Genomic DNA, 26,499 nt, shown 5'->3' with positions numbered 1-26,499 from the left:
CACCTTGTGGAAGCATGGTGCCATGGGTTCATTCATCCTCCGGGTCATCGTCAATGCCGCAGCTCTTTGGGTGGCCAGCTGGATCCTGCCGGGCATGGACATCTCCAGCACGGCGGCATCGGATGCCGTGGCCCGCAGCGGTATTTCACAGGACACCGATGCCATCGGGATCGTCCTGGCCTACCTCTTCATCGGCCTCATCTTCGGGGTGGTGAACGCCTTCGTGCGGCCGCTGGTCAGACTCCTGGCGCTTCCCATCACCATCCTGACCCTGGGCCTGTTCGCGATCGTCATCAACGCCGCCATGCTGTACCTGACAGCCTGGATCAGCGGCTACACACCGGTGCACCTCACTATCGATTCCTTCTTCTGGACCGCCGTCCTGGCGGCGATCATCATCTCCCTGGTCTCACTGGTGGCAGGTTTGCTCCCGGGCGGCAGGCGCTGACCCCGGGTCCGGGATCCAGCCTCTAAGTAGGAAGGCGGGCGGAAACAGGTACCCGGCAGGTGCCGTTTCGCCACCCAGCTCCCAAAACAGCAGTACCCGCCACCCATGACCCCTGCCGGACGGGCCGCTTAGGCTGCGAACCGGGGCCTCCAGAGGCCCTGTTGCTGTCAGTTCCGGACCACGGGGGGCCCACGCATGAAGCCCATGAGATTCCTGCTTGCCGCCTGCCTGCTTTTGGCGTGGCAGGCAGGCCCGGCACAAGCAGACGCCGAAACAGGGCCGGCACCGCGGAGCATGACCGCGCTTGGCAACGACATCTCCTGGCCCCAGTGCGGCGCAGACCTCCCCGCACCCCCGGCATTCGCAATCGTGGGCGTCAACGGGGGACGGCCGGACACCGTCAACCCATGCCTGGCTGCCCAACTGGCGTGGGCGGACCAGACGTCGGATGCCGCCGGGGGAACTCCGGCGGCGGTGTACGTGAACACCGCCGCAACAGGACCGGTGGAGTCGGTGTGGTGGCCTGCGAGCAACAGCTACCGTGGCATGGACGTCAGCAACCCCTACGGAGTGTGTGACGGCACGGGGGCACCTGCCTGCGCCTACGTCCACGGGTACGCCATGGCCGCCAATGACGTTGCCATCCTGAAGGATTCGGGCGCCGGGGAGCTGCGGCGCATGTGGTGGCTGGATGTTGAAACCGGAAACAGCTGGCTGTGGGACAAGACCGCCAATGCTGCGGAGCTGGAGGGCATGACCGCGTTCCTGGAGGGCACTGGCTTGGACGTGGGGATCTATTCCACCGGTTATCAATTCGGTGAAATTGTGGGGGAAGTGGGCCCCGGCAGCAACCTCTACCGGCTGAGGAACTGGCTGGCGGGTGCGGAATCCACGGAGTCTGCCCGCGAATACTGCTCGGCTTCCCCCCTGGCGCCGGGCGGGACCGTCACGCTGACCCAGTTCACCGAAGGCGACCTGGACTACAACTACCGGTGCACAGCCGCCGTGCCGGCGCCGGCCCCGAAGCCCGCCCCGCAGCCGGACCCGCAGGGAAAGACGCGCACCAAGAGGTTCGCGGAAATGCACGCCGCCCAGATCTCCTGAGGCCCTGCCCTGCTTTGGCTGGATGCAAGTTTTACCTGGCACCCGGCTGCGGCCGCCCCGAAAAGGGGTCCCTGCGTTCCCTGGGAAGAGGAGGCGGTGGCGGCTTGGACAGGGAAAACCTGGTGGCAGTGGCAGCACCGCCGGCACCCAGGACCCCGCCCAGCACCGCCGTGGACTGGGCCAGGGACGGGTCCTTGCTGGCGCCCACCAGGCGGGCTGCCTCCTCATAGCCGGTGAGGCGGTGGCCCGGCCCCAAGCCGGCGTCTTCTCCCCCGCGCACGTAGAGGTCGTTGTTCACGGTCACCGTGACCTGGTTCCTGGCATCCCGGTTGTCCAGGCCATCGCTGCCGGGCACCCAGTCCGTGCGGTGTTCCAGGTGAAGAGTGCTGACATCGGGGGGAGGCGTTATGCGCGAAATGGGCGATCCCGCAGTCAGGACGTATTTCATGTCGTACTCCTTGAGGAACTCCTTGTCCGCCGCCAGGTTCATGGCATGGATTCCGCCCTGGCTGTACCCCACCGCAACGACGTCCGCTCCCGGCTCGGCGCCGGCCTCCCGGAGTGCCTGCAGGACTGCGGCATTCACCTGCCGGGAATTGCTGCCCAGGCCGTCGACGATTCCGGCAAGATCGAACGGGTTGGTGCCTTCGTCTTCGTCATGGACCTGGGTTCCCGGAACCACCACCACGTAGGCCTTTCCGCCTCCGTTGTCCACCTCGATGACTTCGATATAGCCACTGCCGCGCTCCTCCACCAGCCTGACCCGTTCAAGCAGCCCGGCGGGGGTGGCGTCGAGGTCGATGGGCACGCGCTCTTCCTGCCTGGCCGTCACCGGGCCCGGACGCAGCGCGGGGTTGACGCCTTCGACCAGAGACTTGATCAAGGGAAGGGTGGTGACGGCATTGGCCACCAGCATCTCCATGGCATCCCCATTGAGGAATCCCGTCCGCCAGAAGTCCACATGCTTCCGGAGTTCAACGTCCGGATTCGACAGGCCCAGCATCCACTGCGTGTGGGCAATGGATTCGGCCATCTGGTAATCCCACCTGCAGCTCCGTACCTGGCCGCTGATCCGCTGGAGCTCCAGCCGGACCCTGAGGACCGCCTCCCTTGACTCCCCCACCGCAATAAGCGCTGCAGTCCCCGTGGTTCGCGGCTGGTTCTGGTACTCACCAAGCTCCCGCCAGACCGTGAAAAGCTCCGCCTCGATGGCGGCGAGACGGCCGGCGAGTCCATCGAGCTTCGCGGCCCCCGCATCCAGTTCCTCCAGCTGGACGGTGATTCCACCCACGCCACCGGAAATGGTCAAGATGCCGTCCGGGGGCGGTGGTGAAACGTGGATGGGACCTCCTGAACCGGAGGGCGTCACATCGGCCATCAGAACCGGCTGCCCGGCGAGCACTCGGCCGTCAATGCCGCGCTGGCGTGCGCGGCCACCGCGGCAGACGCCTCCCGCACCCGGTCAAGCGCCCTGCGGACCGCCACCGCCTGCAGGCTGACCGAATCGCGGTATGCCTGCCCGGCAGGTGATTCCCAGTTCGCCAACTGGATCTCGTGGAATCCTGCGAGCACCTCTTCCGCCGTGTGACAGCACTGCGCCACCCTTCGCCCCAGTTCCTGGACTTCAAGGCTGACGCCCAGCCCGTTGCCCCATATCCCGTCCGTCAGATCGTTCCCCATGCCAGCTCCCCGTCACGGCCTTCCCGGCCAGATGTTTCACCATCTCCCTGCTGTGTCCAACGCTAGGCAGGCAGCCCCCGCGGGGTAAGCACCGCCGTCGGCTATGTGGACAAGTAACGTGGCTGCCCGGCTTAAGGCGGTGCCGGACTTCATGAAAGAATCAGCACATGCCTGAAACTGCCGCCACAGCTGATACCCGTACGCCCTCAGGACGCCTGGCCCTCGCCGCGTCATCGGAAAAAATCGCGCTCGGACCCCTGGACGGCCGTTACCAGTCCGCCGTCGCCCCCCTCGTGGACTACCTGTCCGAGGCCGCCCTGAACCGCGACCGGGTGGCTGTGGAAGTTGAATGGCTCATCCACCTGACCAGCAACAACGTCCTGCCGGGAGCCGGTCCCCTCAGCAAGGAGCAGCAGGACCAGCTCCGCGCCATCGTCACCGAATTCGACGCCGCCTCGGTAGCCGAACTCGCAGAGATCGAGGCCGTCACCGTCCATGACGTGAAGGCCGTGGAGTACTACATCGGCCGCCGGCTGCCCGCTATCGGCATCGAAAACCTGACCGCCATGGTCCACTTTGGCTGCACTTCCGAGGACATCAACAACCTTTCCTACGCGCTGGGCATCAAGGGCGCCGTGGAGGATGTGTGGCTGCCCGCCGCCCGCGCCCTGGTGGAACAGATCAGCAGGATGGCGGAAGACAACCGCGCCGTCCCCATGCTGTCCCGGACCCACGGCCAGCCGGCCACGCCCACCACCCTGGGCAAGGAGCTGGCTGTCATCGCGCACCGCCTGACCCGCCAGCTGGACCGGATCGAAAAGACGCAGTACCTGGGCAAGATCAACGGTGCCACGGGCACCTACGCCGCGCACGTGGCCTCCGTCCCGGGCGCTGACTGGCAGCAGGTGTCCCAGACCTTCGTGGAGGGGCTGGGCCTGACCTGGAACCCGCTGACCACGCAGATCGAGAGCCACGACTGGCAGGCAGAGCTCTACGCCGACGTGGCACGCTTCAACCGCATCCTGCACAACGTCTGCACGGATATCTGGAGCTACATCTCCATCGGCTACTTCGCCCAGATTCCGGTGGCCGGCGCGACGGGTTCGTCCACCATGCCGCACAAGGTGAACCCCATCCGCTTCGAGAACGCCGAGGCCAACCTGGAGATCTCCAACGGCCTGCTGGACACCCTGGGCGCGACGCTGGTCACCTCCCGCTGGCAGCGCGACCTGACCGACTCCTCCAGCCAGCGCAACATCGGCGTGGCATTCGGCCATTCCCTTCTCGCCATCTCCAACGTGGCCAAGGGCCTGGAGCGCCTGGACGTTGCCGGGGACGTGCTGGCGGCGGACCTGGACACCAACTGGGAAGTGCTGGGTGAAGCCATCCAGATGGTCATGCGCGCGGAGGCGATTGCCGGCGTCGAAGGCATGGAGAACCCGTACGAGCGCCTCAAGGACCTCACCCGCGGCCAGCGCGTCGACGCAGCGCGCATGCGCGAGTTCGTTCAGGGACTGGGCCTTTCCCCCGATGCCGAGGCACGCCTCCTTGCCCTTACCCCGGGCAAGTACACGGGCATCGCTGACCAGCTGGTGGACCACCTGAAGTAGGCTCCGCACCAACGCAGCAGATTACGACGGCGGCGCCGGGCTCCCCAGGGCCCGGCGCCTTTCTGCGACCCCGGCGATGTGACGCCCGTTCCGGCCGTACGCCGGCAGCATTCCGGAGTGCGAAACTGGGATCATGAAGTTGCTCCTGATCCGCCACGGCGAAACCCCCGGCAACGTGCTGGGCCAGCTTGATACCGACCATCCCGGCCCTGGGCTGACCGAACTGGGCGAGCGCCAGGCGGAGGCCATGGCGCGGGCCCTGGCCAACGAACGCATCGGGGCCCTCTACGCCTCAACGCTGATCAGGACCCAGATCACCGCCGCCCCGCTGGCGCGGCTGCAGACCCTCGATGTCGAAGTGCTGGAAGGGCTGCACGAAATCGAGGCCGGATCGCTGGAGAAGCTCACCGACCACGAATCCCACAAGCGCTACATGGGGACGGTCATCTCCTGGGCCGCCGGGGACCTGGATCTCCGCATGCCGGCGGGTCCGGACGGCCACGCCTTCTTCGAACGGTTTGACGGTGCCATCGCCCGGGTGGTGGAGCGGGCCGAACATCACCAGCACGGCACCGTTGCGGTCGTCAGCCATGGTGCAGCCATCCGCACGTGGGCCGGGTTGCGGGCCGACGGCGTTGACCACGAGTTCGCCGCCCGCCATGTCCTTGCCAATACCGGGATCGTGGCGTTGGAGGGCGACCTGCGTGCCGGCTGGAACCTGATCCATTGGGACGGCAGCCCGGTGGGCGGCCTCGCCCTGGCGGACCCGACCGCCGAGGACCCGACAGGGCGGGACGCGGGCGCCCCCTAGATCTGCTGCCGGTGGCGCCGGGGAGAGAAGATGCGCATTGCCTTGCACGGGACGGCACCCGGCTCCACGCGCTGACTTACACGGCTGCGCTGGTCGTCCCCGCCGGGCCGGCTGTCTTGGGCCTGCACCGGGGCCGCGGGGATCAGCCGTGCTGCCATCCCCGCGGCGCTTGCCGCCGTCGGCCGTTCGACGGGATCCATGGCTGTCAGGGACCGCAGCAGGATGGCCCATTCACCGAGGTGGTCCGGAACATCCGGTGACCGCAGGGTCCTGGCCACAAGGGATTCGATGGCGGTGCCCGGAAACGCCTTGGAGCCGGTGAGAAGCTCCAGCAGGACCAGGCCCATGGCGTACACATCCCAGGAGGGGTCAGCCGTGCCGCCGGAGGCCTGCTCGGGGCTCATGTAATGCACGGTGCCGGAGGAAATTCCGGGCTCGGGAGCCGACCCCGCCGCGGCGGCGATTCCAAAATCGATGATCCGGACCGGACTCCTGCGCAGCCCGCTCAGCATCAGGTTGGCAGGCTTGATGTCCCGGTGCACAAGCCCGCTGGAGTGAAGGTGCGCCAGTGCACGGAAGAAACCCTGTGCCCAGAGTGCAACATCCCCGGGCCCCGGATTCTGCAGCCGGATGGTTTCGGCCAAGCTCGCGCCCAACGCAAGTTCCTCCGCCAGAAAGGGGCGCCCGGAATGGCGCCCGCCGTCGGGCATGACGCCCTGGGCCAGCAGCCGCACGATGGACGGGTGGTTGAGCCCCGCCAGCACGCTTGCTTCATTGCGGATGCGCTGGTGCTGCTTCCGGCCGTTGACTGCCGCGATCTTGACTGCGGCATCAGGACCGCCCTCCAGGTCAACCGCACGGAAGACTTCGGCAGCGGACCCGCGGCCCAGGCGTTCCCTGAGCTGGTAGCGCCCGGCAATGAGACCGTCCGGGCCAGGTTTCTGCGGGCTGAGCGGCAGTACAGGCGCTGCCGTCCCGGCGATGCTCATGCTGAAAGGGCAGCAGAGGTGTGCGTGGCGCGGACATCGGCCGGCTGCCAGGCATCCAGCTGGAATCCGCAGGCGCAGCGCCACACGGGCGGAAGCTCCGTACCCCCTGCGTCGGCCGGCGTGAAGGTGTAGCTGGCGCGGTGCCATCCCACAGCCGGCGTCACGAGCTGCATGGCGGCACCACAGTGGACTGCCGGATCTCCCTGCGGCGCAGTGGTGCCGTCCAAGGTGGATTCCAGCAGGTCGCTTGTCAGGACCGCCCCGGCCAAGCGGGGTTCAGGCGGTGAAACTTCGGTGAAAGTAACCAACACACTCACGACTCCGTTGGGAAGCAACTTTGGGAACAATCGTAAGCTTACATATAACTAGTTGATCTAGCTAGTCCAGCTAGTGAATTTTCTGGTCCTTGCCTTCGGGCGCCTGGAGCGCGTCCGTCATCCGCTGGAGGAAATCGACCACGACCCGGGCCTCCTCCGCGGTCAGGCCTTCCGCCACCTGCATCATGCGCCGGTGCATGGCGCCGAGCGTCTCGCGGACCTCCCTGTCCGATTCAACGGTGGGGATGACCACCACGGACCGGCGGTCCGAGGGATGCGCCTCGCGGCGAACGTGGCCGCTGGCCACCAGCCGGTCGATCAGCGAGGTTGTGGAAGCGCTAGTAATATTGAGGAACTGGCTCAGGTCCTTGGGGACAACCTGCTTGCCTGAGGCCTGCACACGCAGCAGATACCGCAGCGCGAGAATGTCGGTTTCCCCCATGCCCATGGAGTCCCTGGTGGTGCGGCGGATTTCGGTTTCGGCCGCGCGGTAGTCGCGGAGCGACTTCAGCACCGCAGCACTGTAGTCCAGCTGCCCGTCGGGCCCGTACCAGTAGCCGGATCCCTCGTTGCCCATAGAAGCCATGGATTTATTTTAGACCAGCTGGTAACTAGGCTGCCAAGTAACCTGCCCAGCCGCGTCAACATCCGCGTTATCCAGGTGCTTACCGCCAGGAAACACCTGTGTAACTCCCCGCGCCTAGCCTTATCAGGCATACCCCTCCGGCGAATCGAGGCAGATATGCAGACCAACCCCAGGCTGAACATCCGGCAGGTCCCCTGGTCCAACCCCGTGGGCGCCGACCTCCGCCGCGCCCAGCAGGCCGAACTTGACGCCCGCTTTGGCCGGCCCGACCACGAACCCGGCCCGCCGCCGTCGGGCGCCGACTGTGCGGTGTTCCTGGTGGCGTACGACAAGGGTTCGGGGCAGCCTGTGGGCTGCGGGGGGCTGCGGCTCCTGGACGGATCGACGGCGGAAATCAAGCGCCTCTACGTACTGCCGTACACGCGGGGATCCGGGGTGGCCAGCTCCATCCTGGCGGCCCTGGAAGCGGAGGCCTTCAGGCAGGGCATTACCCGCATCAAGGCAGAGGCGGGGTCCGCGCAGCCGGACGGCCGGAACTTCTACGAGAATTCGGGATTCGAGGCCATCCCGAACTTCGGGCCCTACGTCGGGGTGGAACACTCGTACTGCTACGCCAAGAGCATCAATGCCCGCAGCGCGGCGCAAACCGCCATGGCCTAGCTGTAGAGCCTATGGCGCCGGTGCCGGCGCGCCGTCACACTGTAAGGGCGCACCGCCCCGTCGGCTAATCTCAGCCTATGGAAACAGCGGACATCACCTTCCGGACCCGCAAGTGGGTGCGGCCCGAGGACCTCAACGCCAACGGGACGCTCTTCGGCGGCAGCCTGCTGAAATGGATTGACGAAGAGGCCGCCATCTATGCCATCCTCCAGCTGGGAAACGGCCGCGCCGTCACCAAGTACATTTCGGAGATCAACTTCGTCAGCTCGGCCGTCCAGGGCGACCTCATCGAGATGGGCCTCACGGCCACCCGGTTTGGCCGGACCTCCCTCACCATGCGCGCCGAGGTCCGCAACATGATCACGCGGCAAAGCATCCTCACCATCGAGGAGATCGTGTTCGTGAACCTGAACCAGGACGGCAAGCCCGAGCCGCACGGCTACACGGAGATCACCTACGACCGGGACCGGATTCCCACGCACCACCTCAGCGGTACCACGGTCAAGGACTAACGTTCGCCCCCGGTTCACGCCGCGGGCCCCCAGAGTTTCCCCATCTGGTCCAAAGTGGACAGCCGGGCTGTTTATCGAATCGATAGGTATAACAGCCCGGTTTTTGTCATGCGCGGCTATAGGCTGTGCGGACATGCTCCGATTCCAGTCCAGAAATGAGTCCTGATCGTGCGTAAATTGCAGACTTTGGTTGCCGCCGCCGTCGCCGTCACCCTCCTCGCCGGATGCGGTGGTGGATCGAACCCACCAACTTCAACGGGGGAAGCTTCCAAAGCTCCGCAAGGTGCGTCCGGGGACACCCTGGTTGTCTACACCAACTCCAACGGTGAAGGCCGGGGTGACTGGCTGGCCGCCAAGGCGGCCGAGGCCGGATTCAAGATTGAGATCGTGGGGGCCGGCGGCGCTGATGCCACCAATAAACTCATTGCCGAGAAGAACAACCCGATCGCGGACGTCGCATTCGGCTTGAACAACATGTACTTCTCGCAGATCAAGAACGAGGGCGCATTGGAGGCCTATCAGCCGGCGTGGGCAGGTGACGTAGACAAGGGACTCGGTGACGGCGAGACGTACTGGCCCCTCGTGAAGCAGGCGATCCTCCTTGGCTACAACTCTGACAAGTTCGCCAAGGATGCAGCACCGAAGGACTGGACTGACCTGTGGGCCAAGGATGAGTTCAAGAGCCGCTATGAAAGGGTCACCGGCCTGGGCACCGCCACAGCCCAGCTGGTCTTTGCCGGCATCCTCTCGCGCTACCGGGACGACTCAGGGGATTTGGGAATCTCCGATGACGGTTGGAAGCAGGTTGAGCAGTACTTCAAGAACGGAAGTCCCGCCGTGGCGAAAACCGACCTGTTCGCCCGCATCGCATCCGGTGAAGTGGACATGGGGCAGATGCCGTCCTCGATCATTGCCGATCGCGAAAAGTCCTTCAAGGTGAACGTCGACACGGTGATCCCTGCGGTTGGCGTCCCGCTGGCGGTAGAGCAGATCGCGCTGGTGAAGGGGACCAAGAAAAAGGACCAGGCGCAGAAGTTCATCGACTGGTTTGGCAGCGCCGAGGTCCAAGGCGAGTTCGCCCAGAAGTTCAACTCCATGCCGGTCAACAAGGGCGCCCAGGCAAAGGCCAATCCCGAGGTGGTGGGCTTCTTCGCGGATCTTAAGCAGCAGGACATCGACTGGGACTTCGTCCAGAAGAACATGGGTGCCTGGGTGGAGAAGATCGAGCTCGAGTACATGACGTAACCGTCCTGCCAGTCACCGTTCCGCTTTCCATCAGACAGGTATGCCATGATCCGCTTGGAAAACATCGAAGTTACCTTTGGCGATTTCACCGCCATTCCGCAGCTGGACCTGCATGTGCGCCCCGGCGAGTTCTTCACCCTCCTGGGGCCCTCGGGCTGTGGAAAGACGACGGCGCTGCGCACCTTGGCCGGCTTCATCCAGCCGGCCAAGGGTACGGTCCGGGTGGATGGGAAGGACGTGACCCGGCTTCCCAGCGACAAGCGGCAGGTGGGGATGGTGTTCCAGAATTACGCCCTGTTCCCCAGCATGAGCGTGTGGGAAAACATCGCCTTCGGGCTCCGTGTCCGGAAAGAAAAACCTGCCGAGAGCGACCGACTTGTGCGGGATATCGCGCGGCGCGTTGAGCTCAGTGATGAGCAGCTGGCGAAGAACGTGGCGGAGCTGTCCGGTGGCCAGCAGCAGCGCGTTGCCGTGGCCCGCGCCCTGGTGCTGCGGCCCAAGATCCTGCTGCTGGATGAGCCGCTGTCAAACCTGGACGCCAAGCTGCGCCACCAGCTGCGCCAGCAGCTCAAGGACCTGCAGAGTGAATTTGGCATCACCACCGTCTATGTCACTCACGACCAGGATGAGGCACTCGCCATGAGTGACCGCGTCGCGGTGTTCAACAAGGGCGTCATCGAGCAAGTGGGGACACCCCAGGACATCTATGACCATGCCGCCACGGAGTTCGTCTGTAACTTCATCGGCGACAGCTCAACCCTGACTCCGGACTTTGTCTCCGAGGTGAACCAACTTTCGGGGGCCGGCCTCAGCACCGACGCCAGATCCTACCTCCGCGTGGAAAAGGCTTCACTGGACCGGCCCTCCGGCGGAGGCACCGCCGTCGGGCTTCCGGCCACTGTGGTCTCCCGCACCTATCATGGCCTCCACAGCCGCTACGTTGTGCGCAGCCACGGCGCGGACATCCGCCTCCTTGTCAGGGAGAACGGAGGCAGGCACCCGGAGGCCGGCACGAACACCACCGTCTATGTCCAGCCTGAACACATCCTCCAGTACCATCCGGAAACCGGTGTGTCGCTGCGCCGGGACCGGGCAGTTGCCCTGCCATGAGCGCCAACGCCACTGTGCGCAGCATGGGCCGTTCACCCTTCGTCCTGGTGGTGGGCGTCATCCTCACCTGGTTCATCACCGCGTTTTTGGTCTGGCCCAACGTCAATATCCTGATTGCCACCTTCTTTCCTGACGGCAGCTTCTCGGGGCGCGCCGCGGAGAAGCTGTTCTCGTCGCAGCGGGCCATGAAGGCACTCGGCAACAGCTTCCTCCTGGCCGTGGCCCTTTCCGTCACCGTCAACGTGGTGGGGGTCTTCATCGTGCTGGTGACGCACTATTTCCGGATCCGCGGCTCGCGCATCCTCTTCCTTGGCTACGCCTCCACCTTCATCTATGGCGGCATCGTGCTGGCTGCGGGATACAAATTCATTTATGGGGACAAGGGCATCGTCACCTCGCTGCTGGTCAAGCTGATCCCCGGAATGGACCCGGGATGGTTCTCCGGGTTTTTCGCCGTCCTGGTGGTCATGACCTTTGCCACCACCACCAACCACATGCTCTTCGTGGCCAACGCACTCAAGGGGATCGACTACCAAACCATCGAGGCCGCCCGGAACCTTGGCGCATCCCCCTGGACGATTCTTCGGCGCATCGTCCTGCCAATGCTCAAGCCCACGCTGTTCGCCGTCACCATCCTGTCGTTCCTGACCGGGCTGGGGGCTTTGAGCGCACCGCAGGTGCTGGGCGGCCGCGACTTCCAGACCATTACCCCGATGATCCTGACCTTCACCAACAGCCCCACGTCCAGGGACCTGGCAGCGCTGCTGGCGGTGATCCTGGGCCTGGCCACCATGCTGATGCTCGCCGTCATGTCCCGGCTTGAGAAGGGCGGCACCTACTTCTCGGTGTCCAAGGTGTCCTCCGAGCTGCAGAAGCAGGACATCACCAACCCCGCAGCCAACATGGCCGTCCACGCCGTGGCATATCTCCTGTTTGCCATCTACACGCTCCCGGTGGCCCTGATCGTGCTCTACTCGTTTGCCGACGGCGCGGCCATCCAGACGGGGCAGCTGTCGCCGGCCAACCTCACGCTGGACAACTACGTGCGCGTCCTCACCCAGCAGTCCGGGCTCCGTCCATTTGTCGTCAGTGTTGTGTACAGCGCCTTGGCGGCCGTTATTGCCGTCGGCGGACTGCTCTTCGTGGCCCGGCTGCTGCAGAAATACAAAAACTGGGTGGCCTCGGCCTTCGAGTACCTGCTGCACATTCCCTGGATCCTGCCGTCTGCGCTGCTGGCTTTGGGCCTGATCGTCAGCTACGACCACCCCAGCCCGCTGGTGGGCGGTGCCGTGCTCACCGGAACAACGGTGATCCTGCTCATCGCATTCGTCACGGTGAAGATTCCGTTCACCCTCCGGATGCTCAAAGCGTCCTTTGCCTCCGTGAATTCGTCGCTGGAGGAGGCTGCATCCATCATGGGAGCCAAGACGCTGTACGTCTTTCGGCGCATCCTCCTGCCGTTGGTTCTCCCGGCGGCAGCAGCCATAACCGCCCTGAACTTCAACAGCCTGTTGGACGACTATGACACAGCCATCTTCCTGGCCCACCCGCTGGTACAGCCGCTGGGCCTGGTGATCAAGGCCAACACCGATGGCGCAGAAGGCACCGAGGGTATTGCCAACACGTTCGTCTACACGGTGCTCCTCATGATCATCACCGGCGTGACGATGTACCTGATCTACGGCAGGTCGGGGCGGAGGCGGACCAGGAAACGACTGCCCGCGGTACCGCCCGTCCAGCAGGCTCCTGGAGGACTCCCCGGCGCCCAGGCCCCGGGCGGGGACGACGGAACACGGCCTGCCGCGGCCGTGCGCTGAATCACCTGCCGGAACTGCTGCCGACGGCGGCGCGTTTGTTGCGCCGCCGGGCCAGGTTGAGCAGGCCATCACGCAGCGGCTGGCCGCGTTCGGTGAGCGCGACGCGGCCCAGCGCCGAGGACGCCAGGCTCACCGCGCGGGTCCGGAACCTCCGCTGCCGGTCGTAGGCGCGCAGTGCCTGGTCTTCGGGCAGCGTGTTAAGCAGGTCTGCAAGTGTCACCGCGTCAACCAGCGACTCGCAGGCGCCGCGGCCAAGTGTGGGCATCATGGCATGGGCCGCATCACCGATGAGCGCAATCCTGCCACTGACGTAGGAGCCCAGGCGCGGAACCGTCCACAGGCGCTGGACCAGGCATTCCTCCGGCGTGGCTGCAGCAAGGGCGCGCCGGATGGCAGGTGCGTGGCCCGCATAGCGCTCCCGGGCCTGTTCCAGCGCTGACGGAACGTCGATCCCGTAGGGGCCAAGTCCGGACCGGTAACTGGCGTACCAGAAGGACCCGCCCCGGGCGGCGGCCATGCCGAACAGGTCCCCGCGGCCCCAGTACTCGCCCACCTCGTCCGGGGCAACTGGAGTAGGCAGGGTCCCGCGGAGGGCGAGGTAGGGCGTCAGACGTGCGTCCGCGCCGGGACCCCAGGCCGTGCTGCGGACAACGCTGTGGACGCCATCGGCGCCAACCACCAGTCCCCCGTCCGCGGGCAGCCCCCGTATCTGGCTGGTGGCCCGGCGGACGCTCCCCGGGACGGCCGTGTCCAGGAGCCGCAGCAGGTCGGTCCGGGAAATGCCGAACATTTCCCCGGCATCGACCGTAACCCAGGGTTCCCCCTGGGCGTTACGTACCGACCCGCTCCCGAGCACCGGGCTCACCGCCCGCGCCTGGTCCAGTATCCCCAGCCGGGCCAGGGCGCGTTGGGCGTTGGGCCACATCCCGAGAGCGTTGCCGACGGCGGGCAGTTCCGGACGCTTCTCGTACACCGTCACGTGGAAGCGGTTGGGGTCCAACGCCGCCGCGAGGGCAAGCCCGGAGATGCCCCCGCCCACGATGGTGATCGTCTCCATACGCAGGATTCTACTACTTTTGTAGTGAATTGAAAGGAGTCCCACTAGACTGTGGCCATGCGCGACAGACGTACCCAGCTCCTTGATGCCGCGCTGTCCGTGGTGGCAAACAAGGGGCTGAAAGGCCTCACGCACCGGGCCGTGGATGCCGCCGCCAACGTGTCCGAAGGCACGACGTCAAACTATTACCGCAACCGGTCAGCACTGGTGGAAGGCGTCCTGGACCGTTTGCTGCAGCTGGACGCAGAGCTCCTGCAGCGCGTTGGCCCGGCCGGTCCCCCACGGGACGTCGACCAGCTGGCCGGGCAACTGGCCGCGATGGTTCTCGCGCTGGCCCGGCAGCATGCCGGCCTCACCCGGGCCCGGCTGGCCCTGTCTCTGGACCATCCGGAGGCGGTGACCGGCGGGCACCACCTGCTGGTGGGCGGGCTGGAACAGGCTCTTGCAACCCTGGGGGTGGCTGACGCAGCAGCACGCGCCCGGGATATCGCGGACTACGGCGACGGGGTGCTGTTGCACCTGCTTACCGTCAGGCGCGACGAGCAGCCTGACGCTGCCGCCATCGCGGCGGCCGTCCGGCGACTGGCAGGCCCCTGAACCCACCCCTGCCGACCGCCGTCGTCCTTCTCCCGCGGCTTTAGGCGCCGCCGGGCCAGCCCGTGTAGGCCTCGGCCAGGTAAGCCATGCCGTGGCGGGAGGAGACCACCGAGTTCAGCTCGCCGAGCTGGCGCGCGCGGGAGAAATCGTCCGCGTCGGCGGGGGTGTGCAGCATGGTGGTCATCCAGTACGAGAACTGCTGCGCCTTCCAGACACGCTCCAGGGCCCGGTCGCTGTAGGTTTCCAGCAGGCGGCCGGAACCGGAGTTGTAGTGGCTGTCCAGCCCCTCAAAGAGGACCTTGACGTCGTTGATGGCAAGGTTCAGGCCCTTGGCACCGGTGGGCGGCACGGTGTGCGCGGCGTCGCCGGCGAGGAAGAGGTTGCCGTGGCGCATGGGGGTGTGGACGAAGCTGCGGAACGGCAGCACCATCTTTTCCAGGACGGGCCCTTCCTTGAGCTCGAAGCCGTTGCCGTTGACACGGCTCCGGAATTCGGCCCAGATCCTCTCGTCGTCCCAGTCGGCCACGTTCTCCTTGGGGTCGCACTGGAAATACATCCGCTGGACTGTCTCCGTACGCTGGCTGATCAGGGCGAATCCGTTGGCCGAGTTGGCGTAGATCAGTTCATCGGAGCTGCGCGGGGCCTCGGCCAGGATGCCGAACCAGGCGAAGGGGTACTCGTGGAAGTACCACTTGCGGTGGGCTTCCGGGATCTGGAACCGGCAGTGGCTGCGGGAGCCGTCGGCACCCACCAGGAAATCCGCCTGGATCTCGAACTCAACGCCTTCGGAGTCGGTAAACCGGACTTTCGGGCTGCCTTCCAGGTCATGGACAGTGGTGTCGGTGACGCTGTAGCGGACGTCGCCGCCGTCGTCCTTCCTCCGCGCGGCGAGGTCCAGGAAGACGTCCGTCTGCGGGTACAGCCAGACGGACTCGCCCACGAGGTCCTTGAAGTCGATGCGGTGGCTCTCGCCGTTGAACCGCAGTTCGATGCCATCGTGCCGGTCGCCCTCGCGCAGCACACGGTCCGAGACCCCGCTGTCCACCAGCAGGTTGACCGTCCCGTGCTCCAGGATGCCGGCGCGGACGGTGTGGGCAATCTCCTCGTGGCTGCGGACCTCGATGACCGTTGACTCGATGCCTGCCTTCGCCAGGAGATGGGACAGCATCAGCCCTGCCGGGCCGCCTCCCATGATGGCCACCTGGGTGGTGATGGTTTTTCGTGCCATGACTGCGTCTCGCTTCGTTGCGGGTCCCGCCACGGGCGGCACCGGATCGGTTTGTCTGCCATCAGTGTGGGGGAAGCCGGGTGACCGGCGTTACAGAAATTCCGTTGAATGGTTCAGGCGTCCGCAAGTTGCCGGGCAATGCCCCGGGCGGCCGTTTGCAGTGCCGGAACCAGTGCCTGCAGGCGCATCTCCTGCAGGGGCACCACGACGCCCAGTGAGGCTACGGCCCGCTGCCGGCGGTCCAGCACGGGCACCGCGATCCCCCAGGTGCCCGCATCCACCACGCCTTTCAGTTGCGCAAAGCCCTGATGGGCGGTCTCTGCCAGCAGCGCCCGGACGTCGGCCGCAGCCAGCCTTCCTTCGGGATCGGTGAACTGGCCCAGGTACTCCTGCTGCATGGCCTTGTCCTGGTGGGCCATCAGCGCCAGTCCGGCGGACGAGATATGGATGGGCATCCTGCCCGCTACCTGCGCCCGGTTGGCCACCGAGCCCCGGCGGGACAGCCGTTCCACAAAGAGCGCCTCCCAGCCATCCAGCACCGCGAGGTTCACGTTTTGGTTCAGGACCTGCTGGATGTCCTCCATAAAGGGCATGGCTGCCTGCCGGAGCGCCAGCGCCGGCGAGGCACGGTTCACCAGTTCCCACAGCCTGAGTCCAGGCCGCACCATCCCGCCGGGAGCAGCCTCCAGCAGTCCGTGACCTGCCAGCTGCCCCACCAGCCGGTGGGTGGTGGTCAGCGGAAGGCCTGCCCGCCCGGCAAGGTCAGACAACTGGAGGGCATTGACATCCTGGGGAAACGCGGAGATCAGCCGCACGATCCGGTCCACCACGGAGTCGCCGGACGGGGAGTTGGCCAGCGTGAACACCTGCTTCCATTGAATGGGAAAAGTTGTCCCAGATTACACCCGATAGTGATACAAACCTCACTGGGGATGTGGGCAATGCTGCCCACCCACTACCGGCAAAGCAGACTGCCGCTCAAAACTCCTGGAAGATACACCGAGGTATTTCTATGTCATTTGCGCCATCCCAGCACCGTTCCAAGTGGCCAGTCTGGCTTTGGTGGCTGGCTATGGTTCTTGACGGTTTTGACCTGGTGGTTTTGGGCACCGTCATTCCCACACTGATCAAGACCCATGAGCTTGGCTTCGACGCGGTGGGCGCCACCTTGGCCGCCACAATCTCACTGGTGGGCGTTGGCGCCGGTGCCCTGTTCATCGCCCCGCTGTCCGACCGCTTTGGCCGGCGCCGCCTCCTGGTGGCCTGCGTCCTGTGGTTTTCGATCTTCACCATCGCCGTGGTGTTCGCACCCAACGTGGCGGTGCTCTGCGCCTTCCGGCTTCTTGCCGGGCTGGGACTGGGCGCCTGCCTCCCGGCCGCCCTGGCCTACATGAACGACTACGCTCCGGCAGGTACCGCCGGAAAGTCGACCACCCGGACCATGACCGGCTACCACGCCGGCGCTGTGGCCACGGCCTTCCTTGCCCTGCTGCTGATCCCGGACTGGCGGATGATGTTCATCGTGGGCGGGCTGGCAGGCTTCGCCCTGGCACCCTTCCTGTGGTTCAAGCTCCCCGAAACCCTTCCCCCGGCGGCGGCAGGAACAGAACCTGCCGCAGCCCGCCCGGGCTTCCGGGACCTGGCACGGAAGCCTTACCCCTTGGTGGCGCTGGCCATCGCGGCCGCGTCCTTCATGGGGTTGCTCCTGGTCTACGGCCTGAACACCTGGCTTCCGCAGCTGATGGCCGGCGCCGGGTACACCGTCAGCACCGGCCTGGTTCTCCTGCTGGTCCTCAACGTAGGGGCCGTGGTGGGCCTGGTGATCGCAGAGATCCTGGCCGACAAACACGGCACCAAGCGTGTGGTGCTGCTGTGGTTCGGACTCTCCGCGGTTTTCCTGGCTGTCCTGAGCGTCAAGATCCAGAATGAACTGCTGCTCAACGCGGCAGTCTTTGTCACCGGCGTGTTCGTCTTCAGCGCACAGGTCCTGGTTTATGCATGGGTCAGCCAGCTGTTCCCGGCAACCCTCCGTGCTACAGCCCTCGGCTTCGCCGCCGGGGTGGGCCGGCTCGGCGCGATCATGGGCCCCGCCGTCACCGGCACGCTGGTCGCTGCCAACATCGCCTACCCCTGGGGCTTCTACGTCTTTGCGGCCGCTGCCGCGATTGCCGTGGTAGCGCTGGTGACGGTGCCGCACACCATCGCTGCGGTCCGGGAAGCATCAGCCGCGGAACGTCCGTAACGGGTCACCACCCGCCCCTGCCCCTGGTGTTGCAGGGGCGGGCACAAGGCGGTCAGGCCGCCGTCGTCCTTTGCCTGATCCGGCGCCATGCGCCGGGCGCCAGCACCACGGCAATGCCGACGGCGGCGCCGATCACGGTCTCGATGATGCGGTCGCGCAGCAGGATGGAGGGTGACGCCGGGACCACCAGCAGTGTTGAGACCAGCGCGAGGGGTGTCACGAAAACCTGGGCCAGAAGGTACTGGCGGATGATGAACATCTCGGCCCCGAACTGGCACAGCGCCATCACCAGCACGGTTTGCCACGGCTGCAGGCCCACCAGCAGCACGGCCGCGAGGACCAGCAGGCCCAGGACCGTGCCGATGATCCTTTGTATGCCGCGGCGCACCCGGTGCCTGGTGGTGTGGCCCACCAGCGGCACCACGGCAGCAACCATGGCCCAGTAGTTGTGCCCGAACCCCAGGCGCTCCCCCGCCCACGTTGCCAGCGTGCCGGCAAGGCCTGCGGCCACCAGGTAGCCGAGCCCTTCAACCCAGGCCGCGCGCTTCTCCGCGGGAGTGCGGCGGATGCGGGGAGGCCTGGCCCAGGGAGTCCTGTGGCTGGGAAGGATGCGGGACGAGAAGCCGACCAGCAGGGCGAACACCGTGGTCAGGACGGCCACCAGCATGCCTTGCCAGAGCGGCGGCTGGTTGGGAATGGATGCGATGGCGGCGAAGGCGAAGATATGGAAGAGCGAGCCGCCGGGGCGCAGCCTGAGCCAGGAAATGGCAACCGAACAGGCGCCGGCCACCAGCGTGGTGGCCAGGACCAGCAGCCACGTGTGGGTGGGGGCGTCCAGGCCCCAGGCGGGACCCATGCGCGCCGCCAGCGCCGCCAGGAGCATGACGAGCAGCATCAGCAGACCGGCGCGCAGCTGCAGGATAAACCGGACGGCGTGGGGTTCGCCGCGGCCGTAGATTCCGGTGAAGGCGCCGAAGGACGCGAAAATTGCCAGGTCCAGCCTGCCGAGCAGCACCAGCGTGATCAGCGGAACGAAGACGCCCACGGCGCACCTGAACGCGGGGTGGTGGTCCTTGTTGCCGGGGGCAATGCTGAACATTTCAGCAAACAACTTCACGGGCAGCGCCTTCCTGGGGTGGATTCTGACGGGCGGCCGCGCTGACGTTCCTGATAAATCCTACGGTGCGGGACCCGGAAGGCCCCCGGCGCGTTCCCATGAATGGAATCGGGGGGCAATGCGGTGGAAACAGCACCGCACCATGCTTGTGTCATGAAGCGCCCTGCCCACAACACACCCGCTGCCGAACTGCGCTGCGAGGTCTGCGGCCTGATGCCTGAGCCGCCCAAGGCGCGGCTGACCTTGGCGAACGTCGCCGTGATGCTGCCCATCGAGCTGCTGGTCCACGCCCTGGTGGTGGAGACCCACCTTCCCTATGTGGCCAAGGTCCTGGTGCTGACCCTGACGGCCACAGTCCTGGTGATCTGGGTGGCCGAGCCCTCGGCTGCCCGGATCCTGCTGCGCTGGCTGCACGCCCCGGCCCTCCGGCACCGGCGGCAGCTGGCGTCGGCGCCGTCCCTGTGGCGGGCGCGGACGCTTCTCCAGGACCGGCCCGGTTCGCTGCAGCGGATCACGGCGGCGCTGGCCCGGCTGGACACCAACATCCTGAGCATCCACGTCCACCCGGTACCGGCTGGGGTCCTGGATGAGTTTGTCCTCTCGGTGCCCGGGGACGTGGGCGAACGGGAACTGCTGGCGGCACTTCACGACGGCGGCGGCAGCAGTCCGCACGCCTGGCCCACCACCGCCCTGGCCATGGCTGACGGGCAAACCCGGGCGCTCAGCCTGGCAGCGAGGATCGCCGCCACCCCGGACGAACTCCCCCTGGCGGTGGCCGAGCTGCTGCACGCACGGATTGTGCCGCCGTCGGACGCCGGCTTCAAAGCGTCCGACGACGGGACGCACCTTAAGATCCCCACGGCCTGGCATGGCCCCATCACCTTCTCCCGGCCGGATGAGCCGTTTACGCCGGCCGAGTCCGCGCGGGCCCACCGGCTGGCGGAACTGGCCGAGATCCTGTCCCACCGGCCGGACGGATCCCCCACGGCGCGTTGAGCTTTCCGCGCTGCTGCCGCCCGGCCTTACCCGTGCGCGGCAGTCACAATCCGTCAGCAGGGCCCTTGCAGCGCCCGGCCGGCAAAAACCCTTGACAGTGGCCGGAGTCACTTCTACCTTTGATTTTGGGATCCCAAATTGGGATCCCAAAAGTGCATTTCCCGCTCAACGCTCCGGATCGTCCAGCGGCCCCCTGCCGGCAGGCGCAACAACCCTGCCCGGCACGTACGTACAACGCACCATTCGCATCCTCCCCATCCGTAAACTTCCCCGTGAAGGAGAAGCTGTGTCCATCCCAAACACTGAAACAACGGCCACGTCCGACGAGGCCACCCCCGGCACTACCGAAACGCGCGGAAAGGACGGAACGCAACGGCGCACCTCCGTCCGCTGGCGGCTGTTCCTGCTGCTCCTGGTCCTGGTGTCCGTCAACTACATCGACCGCGGCTCCATCTCGGTGGCCCTGCCAATCATCCAAAAGGAGTTCGACCTCGCCCCGGAACTGGTGGGCCTGCTGCTCTCCGCCTTCTTCTGGACCTACGCCCTGATGCAGATCCCTGTGGGCCTGCTCATCGACAAGTTCGGTCCCCGCAAGGTGATGACCGCCTCCTGCGTGGGCTGGGGCGCGGCAACGGCCGCATCCGGCATGGCCGGCGGCTTCCTGAGCATGTTTATCGCCCGCCTCGGCATCGGCGTGACCGAAGCAGGTGTCATGCCCGCCGGCGGCAAGCTCAACGCCATCTGGATGCACAAGTCGGAGCGCGGCCGCGGTGCCACCATCCTGGACGCCGGCGCCCCGCTGGGTGCAGGCCTTGGCGGCATCCTCATCGCCGGCCTCATCGCAGCGACGGGCAGTTGGCGCAGTTCGTTCGTCATCGCCGGCGCCGCAACAGTCCTGATGGGCCTGGCCGTCTGGTGGTACGTCCGCGACAACCCGCGGCAGCACCGCGGTGTCAATGCCGCCGAAGCCGAGTACATCGAAGCGTCGCACGCTGCCGAGGATGCCGAAGCTGAGCTCGACGGCAGCCAGGGCAAACGCGCACTGCTCCCCTACCTCAAGTTCCGCTCCTTCTGGGCGATGTGCTTCGGCTGGCTCGGCTTCAATGGAGTGTTCTATGGCCTGCTGACCTGGGGCCCGCTCTATCTCGCCCAGGCCAAGGGCTTCGACTTGAAGACCATCGGCTGGTCCACCTTTGTCATCTTCGGTGCCGGCTTCGTCGGTGAAATCCTGGGCGGCACCATTGCGGACAAGTGGCGTGCATCCGGCGCGTCAGCCAACCGGGTGATGCGCACCCTCCTGGGCATCTCGAGTGTCGTGGTGATCGGCGGCCTGGTGGGCGTCACCGTGGTCCCGGACCCCACCACCGCTGTGGTCCTGCTCTCCCTCGTCATGTTCTTCCTGCGCTGGGTGGGCCTGTTCTGGAGCATCCCCTCCATCCTGGGCGGCCGCACCAACGCAGGCGTCCTGGGCGGTGCCATGAACTTCAGCGGCAACATCTCCGGCTTCGTCACGCCGATCGCCGTCGGCCTGATCGTCGGAGCCACAGGTTCCTACACCTGGGCGCTGCTGTACTTCGTGGGTTCCGCAGTGATCATGGGCGCCTCAGTCCTGACGCTGAACTACAACAAGCGGCTTCCTGTCTAAGCTGACCCTCGCAGGGAAACTTGCACCCAACGCCCCCGCAGCCGGGAGCAGTGCCGTACAAAATCCGAATGGAGCATCATGCTGACCGCAGAAGAGACCCAGGACAAGGACCGCCCCCTCCGCGAGACTGTCCGGGACACCCTCCGCACCAGGATTTTCGAAGGACACTACGCTCCCGGCACGCGGCTGGTGGAACGCGACCTGGCAGCCGAATTCTCCGTCTCCCGGCTGCCGGTCCGCGAGGCCCTGCGCATGCTTCGCCAGGAAGGCCTGATCAGCGACCGGGGCGCCCGCGGGGCTGAGGTGAGCAGCCTCAGCCCCAAGGACGTGGAGGACCTCTTCGATGTCCGCCAGTCCCTGGAAGTCCTGGCATGCCGGCTCGCCGCCAAACGGGCCACCAAGGAGGACCTCGCCCATTTGAAGGGGCTGCTGGACGATGCGGAAACCTTCCTGGCCAAGGGATCAGTGATGGAGGCGCACCGCTCCAACAGCGAATTCCACGACGCCATCACCCGCATCGCGGACAACAACTTCCTCAAGTCCGCCCTGGAACCCCTCCAGGGCCGCATGCACTGGCTGTTCCGGCATGTCAGCGACCTGCCCGAACTCATCCGCGAACACCGCGACCTGTACACCGCCATTGCCAGCGGCGATCCGGACAAGGCAGCCGCCCAGTCCGCATCACACATTGGAAAGTACCGGGACCAGTTTCCCGAGGACTTCCAGAAGACCGAACCAGAATTCCACCGGAAGAGAAAATGAAACTCCTGGTCATCAACCCCAACATCAGCGCCGATGTCACCGCGCTGATTGAATCCGAGGCGCTCCGTTCCGCCTCCGCCGGCACCGAACTGCTGGTCAGGACTGCCGGGCACGGCGTGGAGTACATCGAGACCCGCTTCGAAGCCCTCATCGCCGCGGGTGCCGTGGCAGAGATCATTGCCGAACACACCCGTCCCGGCGCAGACCGGGTGGACGCCGTGGTGGTGGCTGCCTTCGGGGACCCGGGAATGCCGGCCCTCAAGGAACTGGCCGAGGTGCCCGTCATCGGGATCACCGAGGCCGCCCTGTGCGCAGCAGCACTGCAGGGCCACCGGTTCTCCATCATCGCCATCTCGGACCGGATCAAGCCCTGGTACCGCGAGTGCGTGGAGCAGTTCGGACTTGCCGGACGTCTGGCCTCCATCCGTTCCATCAATGACTCCCTGAACAGCATCGCCTCCGTCCAGCAGGACTTCAGGGAAACCCTGCTGGCACTCAGCCGGCAGGCCGTGGCGGAGGACGGCGCCGACGTCGTGATCCTCGCCGGCGCCCCGCTGGCCGGCCTGGCCCGCGACCTCACGGGGCAGATTCCCGTCCCTGTGGTGGATGGCATCTCCGCAGGCATCCGCATGGCCGAGGCCGTTGCCGCGCTGCAATCCGGGCCGCACCGCGCCGGCGCCTTCGCCCCGCCGCCGGCCAAGGACCGCAAGGGCCTGTCGCCAAATCTGGACGCGGCCCTTGCCGCCCGCCAGGAGCACGCCGGCACCCCCCAGCCCGCCGCCTAGCCAGAGCCCAACAACTTTAGGAGGACACCGATGTCCCACCAGCCACAACTCGTCATTGCCAACGCCACCGTGGTGAACAGCCACGGCCGCCGGGAGGCGCACGTCGTGGTCCACGACGGCCGCATTGCCCGGCTCGTCGACGCCGCCGGGCCCGTCCCCGCGGCGGACCGCACCATCGATGCGGCGGGCAAACTCGTGATCCCCGGCGGCGTGGACGGACACTGCCACGTGGCCCAGGTCACGGGGCGATTCCGCACCCTGGACGACTACCGGACCACCTCCACGGCAGCGCTGTGGGGCGGAACCACCACCATCATCGATTTCGGAATTCCCCGCGACGCCCAGGAAACCCCGCTCGCCGCCGCCCTGCACAAGAAGGAACTCGCCACGGAGTCCCGCTGCGATGTTGCCCTTCACGGCGCCGTGGTCACCTGGGACGAAACCGTCCCGTGGCAGCTTGAGCAGCTGGCAGCGGAAGGCGTCCGGTCGGTGAAGATGTACACCACCAACCGGGGCACCACCATGGCCGACGGCGACACCATCCTGAAGGTCATGCGGGAAATGGTCCGGCTGGACGGGTTGACGTACATCCACGCCGAACACGATCCCATCATTGCCGACTGCACCGCCCAGCACGCGGAGGACGGGCGGATCGGCATCGAACACCTGCACCGGACCCGGCCGGAACTGGCCGAGGAGATCTCGGTCAAGGAAACCCTGGCCATGGCCGAATACACCGGCGCCCCGGTGTACTTCGTCCACCAGTCCACGCCCGGGGCAGTGGACCTGGTGAGCGAAGCCCGCTCCCGGGGACTGGAGGCCTACTCCGAGACCTGCCCGCATTACGTCACGCTGGACGATTCCGTCTACGGATCCACCTTCCCCGAGTGGTTCGCCTGCTGCCCGCCCATGCGCAGCCCGGAAACCGTGGCCGCCCTCAAGGAGCGGCTGGTGTCCGGAGCCATCCACACCATGTCCTCCGACCACTCCTGCTACGACCTGTCCCAGAAGCGCGAGCGCACCGACGACGTGCGCGCCATGCCGCACGGACTGCCCGGCGTGGAGACGCGGATGCCGGTGACGTTCACCGCGATGACCTCCGCCGGGGCAACCGTGGAGCAGTTCGTGGAGGCTTTCGCTGCCGCGCCGGCACGGATCAACGCCGTGCCCGGCAAAGGCTGCATCGCCGAGGGGTTCGACGCCGACCTGGTGGTTTTCGACCCCGCAGAGGAACGCACCGTGAACGGCGCGGCCCTGCACATGGGAACGGACTTCTCGCCTTTTGACGGGAAGGCACTCACGGGCTGGCCCGCCGTCGTTGTTTCCAAGGGACGCGTGGTCCTGGACGCGGACGGCTTCCATGACCCCGGCGCCGTGGGCCGCTTCATCAACCGCACCGGCTTCCGGCAGCACCAGTCTGCTGCCCCCGAAGCTTCCCGACTCGCCGCCGCCCTCTAGGAGCCCCCATGCCTGCAAGCACACGCCCCCGCCGGATCGGCATGATCGTGCCGTCCTCCAACACCTGCCTGGAACCGCAGACCTACCGCATCCTGGGCGGCCGCACCGACGTCACGGTGCACTTCACCCGGATCCCAGTCACCCGCATCGCGCTCGATGACTCCTCCGACCGCCAGTTCGATCCCACAGTCATGCAGGAGGCAGCAGCGCTGCTGGCGACGGCGGACGTGGACGTGATTGCCTGGAACGGCACGTCAGGCTCGTGGCTGGGCCCGGCGCACGACCAGGAGTTGGCGGCCGGGATCAGCGGCGCCACGGGCATCCCCGCCACCACCTCCACGCTTGCCTACCTGGAAGCCTTCCGGACCTTCGGCACGGAGCGGATCGGCCTGTTCACCCCCTACACCGCGGACGTGAACCACCGGGTCATCGCCTGCTACGAGCGCGAAGGCATCAAGACCGTGGACCACCGGGCGCTGGGTTTGAGCGACAACGAGTCCTTTGCCCGGGTCACCGACGACGAGGTGCGCCCGGGGTCCCTGGAACTCGCAGCCAATGCCCCGGACGCCCTGGTGTACCTGTGCACCAACCTCTACGGGGCCAACATCGCCGCCGAAATCGAGGACAGCACCGGAGTGCCGGTGTTGGACTCCGTTGCCGTCACCCTCTGGCACGCTCTGAAACTGGCAGGCGCGCCGTTGCTGGAACCACGCTGGGGACGGCTGCTGGGCTAAACCGCCCTACATCCGCAAGGTCAGGGCGCCGGGCTCCATGGTCATGAGCACGTGCTTGCTCTCGCCTTCGTGGTCCCCGTCCAACTGGTAGTCGTCCTTGTGTTCCAGCGTGATCTCAACGGTCTTGCCCTGGAAGTACTCCACGGCGGTGTCCTTGCCGCGGCCCTTGCCGATCATTCCCGCCACCACGGAGAGCCACCCCAGCTTTCCGTGGTGGGGAGCCAGGATGGCGATGTCCAGCAGGCCGTCGTCCACCTTGGCATCAGGGAAGATTTCAAGACCGCCCTGGACCTTGCCGCAGTTGCCCACCATCACGCTGCGGACGCCCCGGTGCACCACGGGCTTGCCGTCGATCACCACGGTAGCCTTGACCGGTTTGCCGGGCAGGTTCCGGATGCCGGCGTCCACGTAGGCCAGCCAGCCCACCTTGTCCTTCAGGTCCTCGTTGGTGTCCGCCATGATGGTGGCGTCATAGCCCAGGCCGGCCATGACCAGGAAGAGCTGGTCCTTGTCCGGGTCGCTGCGCCGGGCCCGGACCACGTCGATCTTCCGCTCCGTGCCGATGAGGGCCCCGGCCATGGCGCCGTCGTAGTCGGTGACGTCCATGCCCAGGTTGCGCGCCAGCAGGTTGCCCGTCCCCAGCGGCAGCAGGCCCATGGGGGTGTCGCTGCCGGCCAGGACCTCGGCAACGCACCTCACGGTGCCGTCGCCGCCGGCCGCGATCACGATGTCCGCACCCTGGGCCAGCGCTTCCTTCGCCTGGCCGACGCCCGGATCCTCCTTGGTGGTTTCCAGCCAAATGGCTTCCCCCCACCCGTTTTCCACGCAGTGCTTGGCCACCAGGCCGCGCACGTCGATATCCACCGGCTTGGCAGGATTGACGATGATGGCGGCACGTTTGGGCGAAGTGGAGCTGTTGTCAGTCATGGCGTCCTCTGATGGCGGATGGAAAGCAAGCTTCTGAGAGAAGGGTAACCCGCCCGGTGCGC

At 66.3% G+C, this 26,499-nt stretch carries 27 protein-coding genes; 17 read left to right on the top strand and 10 right to left on the bottom strand.

Features of this window, described 5'->3' with window-relative positions; all coding sequences use genetic code 11:
* Window positions 1-22: 22 nt before the first annotated feature.
* Together AC3ANU_RS02790 and AC3ANU_RS02785 are read left to right on the top strand one after the other, a co-directional pair.
* A complete protein-coding gene (locus tag AC3ANU_RS02790; RefSeq protein WP_018769761.1) occupies window positions 23-448 on the top strand; it encodes a phage holin family protein in 426 nt (141 codons plus the stop codon).
* A gap of 195 nt (window positions 449-643) precedes the next feature.
* Window positions 644-1,552: a hypothetical protein gene (locus AC3ANU_RS02785; RefSeq protein WP_488315402.1), complete on the top strand. Its 909-nt coding sequence runs from the start codon at window positions 644-646 to the stop codon at window positions 1,550-1,552.
* A gap of 31 nt (window positions 1,553-1,583) precedes the next feature.
* On the opposite strand, the gene AC3ANU_RS02780 is transcribed toward AC3ANU_RS02785, so the two are convergent.
* Window positions 1,584-2,861, bottom strand: coding sequence for a hypothetical protein (locus tag AC3ANU_RS02780; RefSeq protein ID WP_488315401.1), 1,278 nt, complete (start codon window positions 2,859-2,861; stop codon window positions 1,584-1,586).
* Window positions 2,862-2,929: 68 nt separating this feature from the next.
* Entirely contained in the window at window positions 2,930-3,232 is a 303-nt protein-coding gene (locus AC3ANU_RS02775) for a hypothetical protein (RefSeq protein WP_018769764.1), read from the bottom strand.
* A gap of 167 nt (window positions 3,233-3,399) precedes the next feature.
* Here AC3ANU_RS02775 and purB point away from each other — a divergent pair, with 167 nt between their 5' ends.
* Complete coding sequence (gene purB, locus AC3ANU_RS02770) at window positions 3,400-4,842, top strand: adenylosuccinate lyase (RefSeq protein ID WP_056392462.1); 1,443 nt, start codon at window positions 3,400-3,402, stop codon at window positions 4,840-4,842.
* 133 nt (window positions 4,843-4,975) lie between these two features.
* Window positions 4,976-5,653, top strand: a complete 678-nt coding sequence (locus tag AC3ANU_RS02765) for a histidine phosphatase family protein (protein WP_018769766.1) — start codon at window positions 4,976-4,978, stop codon at window positions 5,651-5,653.
* Here AC3ANU_RS02765 and AC3ANU_RS02760 read toward each other — a convergent pair.
* The 3 genes from AC3ANU_RS02760 to AC3ANU_RS02750 form a co-directional block, all read right to left on the bottom strand.
* Entirely contained in the window at window positions 5,650-6,642 is a 993-nt protein-coding gene (locus AC3ANU_RS02760; protein ID WP_488315400.1) for a serine/threonine-protein kinase, read from the bottom strand. The genes AC3ANU_RS02765 and AC3ANU_RS02760 overlap by 4 nt on opposite strands.
* On the bottom strand, window positions 6,639-6,869 hold the full coding sequence (locus AC3ANU_RS02755) for a hypothetical protein (RefSeq protein ID WP_488315399.1): 231 nt from the start codon (window positions 6,867-6,869) through the stop codon (window positions 6,639-6,641). The genes AC3ANU_RS02760 and AC3ANU_RS02755 overlap by 4 nt, the downstream gene beginning before the upstream one ends.
* Window positions 6,870-7,029: 160 nt before the next feature.
* The gene (locus AC3ANU_RS02750) at window positions 7,030-7,545 is read right to left on the bottom strand and encodes a MarR family winged helix-turn-helix transcriptional regulator (protein WP_488315398.1); all 516 of its coding nucleotides are present in this window, start codon (window positions 7,543-7,545) and stop codon (window positions 7,030-7,032) included.
* Between the two features lie 156 nt (window positions 7,546-7,701).
* On the opposite strand from AC3ANU_RS02750, the gene AC3ANU_RS02745 reads away from it, so the two are divergent.
* From AC3ANU_RS02745 to AC3ANU_RS02725, 5 genes are all read left to right on the top strand, one after another.
* Window positions 7,702-8,205, top strand: a complete 504-nt coding sequence (locus AC3ANU_RS02745; protein ID WP_018769769.1) for a GNAT family N-acetyltransferase — start codon at window positions 7,702-7,704, stop codon at window positions 8,203-8,205.
* Between the two features lie 77 nt (window positions 8,206-8,282).
* On the top strand, window positions 8,283-8,717 hold the full coding sequence (locus tag AC3ANU_RS02740) for an acyl-CoA thioesterase (protein ID WP_018769770.1): 435 nt from the start codon (window positions 8,283-8,285) through the stop codon (window positions 8,715-8,717).
* A 168-nt stretch (window positions 8,718-8,885) separates the two neighbouring features.
* The gene (locus AC3ANU_RS02735) at window positions 8,886-9,962 is read left to right on the top strand and encodes an extracellular solute-binding protein (protein WP_026265846.1); all 1,077 of its coding nucleotides are present in this window, start codon (window positions 8,886-8,888) and stop codon (window positions 9,960-9,962) included.
* A gap of 45 nt (window positions 9,963-10,007) precedes the next feature.
* Window positions 10,008-11,072 carry an ABC transporter ATP-binding protein gene (locus AC3ANU_RS02730; protein WP_224084162.1) on the top strand — a complete coding sequence of 355 codons (1,065 nt, stop codon included), beginning with the start codon at window positions 10,008-10,010 and terminating at the stop codon, window positions 11,070-11,072.
* 23 nt (window positions 11,073-11,095) lie between these two features.
* Window positions 11,096-12,889 (top strand): ABC transporter permease, encoded by a 1,794-nt coding sequence (locus AC3ANU_RS02725; RefSeq protein WP_488315397.1) that lies wholly within the window; start codon window positions 11,096-11,098, stop codon window positions 12,887-12,889.
* A gap of 1 nt (window position 12,890) precedes the next feature.
* Here AC3ANU_RS02725 and AC3ANU_RS02720 read toward each other — a convergent pair whose 3' ends face one another.
* Complete coding sequence (locus AC3ANU_RS02720) at window positions 12,891-13,946, bottom strand: FAD-dependent monooxygenase (protein WP_144601154.1); 1,056 nt, start codon at window positions 13,944-13,946, stop codon at window positions 12,891-12,893.
* A gap of 57 nt (window positions 13,947-14,003) precedes the next feature.
* Here AC3ANU_RS02720 and AC3ANU_RS02715 point away from each other — a divergent pair, with 57 nt between their 5' ends.
* A complete protein-coding gene (locus AC3ANU_RS02715; protein WP_488315396.1) occupies window positions 14,004-14,543 on the top strand; it encodes a TetR/AcrR family transcriptional regulator in 540 nt (179 codons plus the stop codon).
* A 40-nt stretch (window positions 14,544-14,583) separates the two neighbouring features.
* Here the strand turns inward: AC3ANU_RS02715 and AC3ANU_RS02710 are convergent, their stop codons facing one another.
* Window positions 14,584-15,771, bottom strand: coding sequence for a 4-hydroxybenzoate 3-monooxygenase (locus AC3ANU_RS02710; protein ID WP_134164884.1), 1,188 nt, complete (start codon window positions 15,769-15,771; stop codon window positions 14,584-14,586).
* A 113-nt stretch (window positions 15,772-15,884) separates the two neighbouring features.
* On the bottom strand, window positions 15,885-16,628 hold the full coding sequence (locus AC3ANU_RS02705) for an IclR family transcriptional regulator (RefSeq protein WP_488316013.1): 744 nt from the start codon (window positions 16,626-16,628) through the stop codon (window positions 15,885-15,887).
* A gap of 215 nt (window positions 16,629-16,843) precedes the next feature.
* Here AC3ANU_RS02705 and AC3ANU_RS02700 point away from each other — a divergent pair, with 215 nt between their 5' ends.
* Window positions 16,844-18,013, top strand: a complete 1,170-nt coding sequence (locus tag AC3ANU_RS02700; protein ID WP_488315395.1) for an MFS transporter — start codon at window positions 16,844-16,846, stop codon at window positions 18,011-18,013.
* A 52-nt stretch (window positions 18,014-18,065) separates the two neighbouring features.
* Here the strand turns inward: AC3ANU_RS02700 and AC3ANU_RS02695 are convergent, their stop codons facing one another.
* The gene (locus AC3ANU_RS02695) at window positions 18,066-19,130 is read right to left on the bottom strand and encodes an FUSC family protein (protein WP_134164882.1); all 1,065 of its coding nucleotides are present in this window, start codon (window positions 19,128-19,130) and stop codon (window positions 18,066-18,068) included.
* A gap of 153 nt (window positions 19,131-19,283) precedes the next feature.
* On the opposite strand from AC3ANU_RS02695, the gene AC3ANU_RS02690 reads away from it, so the two are divergent.
* From AC3ANU_RS02690 to AC3ANU_RS02665, 6 genes are all read left to right on the top strand, one after another.
* Window positions 19,284-20,126, top strand: coding sequence for an ACT domain-containing protein (locus tag AC3ANU_RS02690; RefSeq protein ID WP_134164881.1), 843 nt, complete (start codon window positions 19,284-19,286; stop codon window positions 20,124-20,126).
* Window positions 20,127-20,412: 286 nt separating this feature from the next.
* Window positions 20,413-21,771, top strand: coding sequence for an MFS transporter (locus AC3ANU_RS02685; RefSeq protein ID WP_018769781.1), 1,359 nt, complete (start codon window positions 20,413-20,415; stop codon window positions 21,769-21,771).
* A 78-nt stretch (window positions 21,772-21,849) separates the two neighbouring features.
* Window positions 21,850-22,533, top strand: a complete 684-nt coding sequence (locus AC3ANU_RS02680) for a GntR family transcriptional regulator (RefSeq protein WP_018769782.1) — start codon at window positions 21,850-21,852, stop codon at window positions 22,531-22,533.
* Window positions 22,530-23,318: an aspartate/glutamate racemase family protein gene (locus AC3ANU_RS02675; RefSeq protein WP_018769783.1), complete on the top strand. Its 789-nt coding sequence runs from the start codon at window positions 22,530-22,532 to the stop codon at window positions 23,316-23,318. The genes AC3ANU_RS02680 and AC3ANU_RS02675 overlap by 4 nt, the downstream gene beginning before the upstream one ends.
* 30 nt (window positions 23,319-23,348) lie before the next feature.
* Entirely contained in the window at window positions 23,349-24,776 is a 1,428-nt protein-coding gene (locus tag AC3ANU_RS02670; RefSeq protein ID WP_488315394.1) for an amidohydrolase family protein, read from the top strand.
* 8 nt (window positions 24,777-24,784) lie between these two features.
* The gene (locus tag AC3ANU_RS02665) at window positions 24,785-25,510 is read left to right on the top strand and encodes a maleate cis-trans isomerase family protein (protein WP_056392435.1); all 726 of its coding nucleotides are present in this window, start codon (window positions 24,785-24,787) and stop codon (window positions 25,508-25,510) included.
* A 6-nt stretch (window positions 25,511-25,516) separates the two neighbouring features.
* Here the strand turns inward: AC3ANU_RS02665 and AC3ANU_RS02660 are convergent, their stop codons facing one another.
* Window positions 25,517-26,437 (bottom strand): diacylglycerol/lipid kinase family protein, encoded by a 921-nt coding sequence (locus AC3ANU_RS02660; RefSeq protein ID WP_056392433.1) that lies wholly within the window; start codon window positions 26,435-26,437, stop codon window positions 25,517-25,519.
* Between the last annotated feature and the right edge of the window lie 62 nt (window positions 26,438-26,499).

Source organism: Arthrobacter sp. SDR-2R, assembly GCF_057747955.1.
The sequence above is the reverse complement of the archived record's forward strand: the minus strand, read 5'-3'. Positions and strand labels throughout refer to the sequence as shown.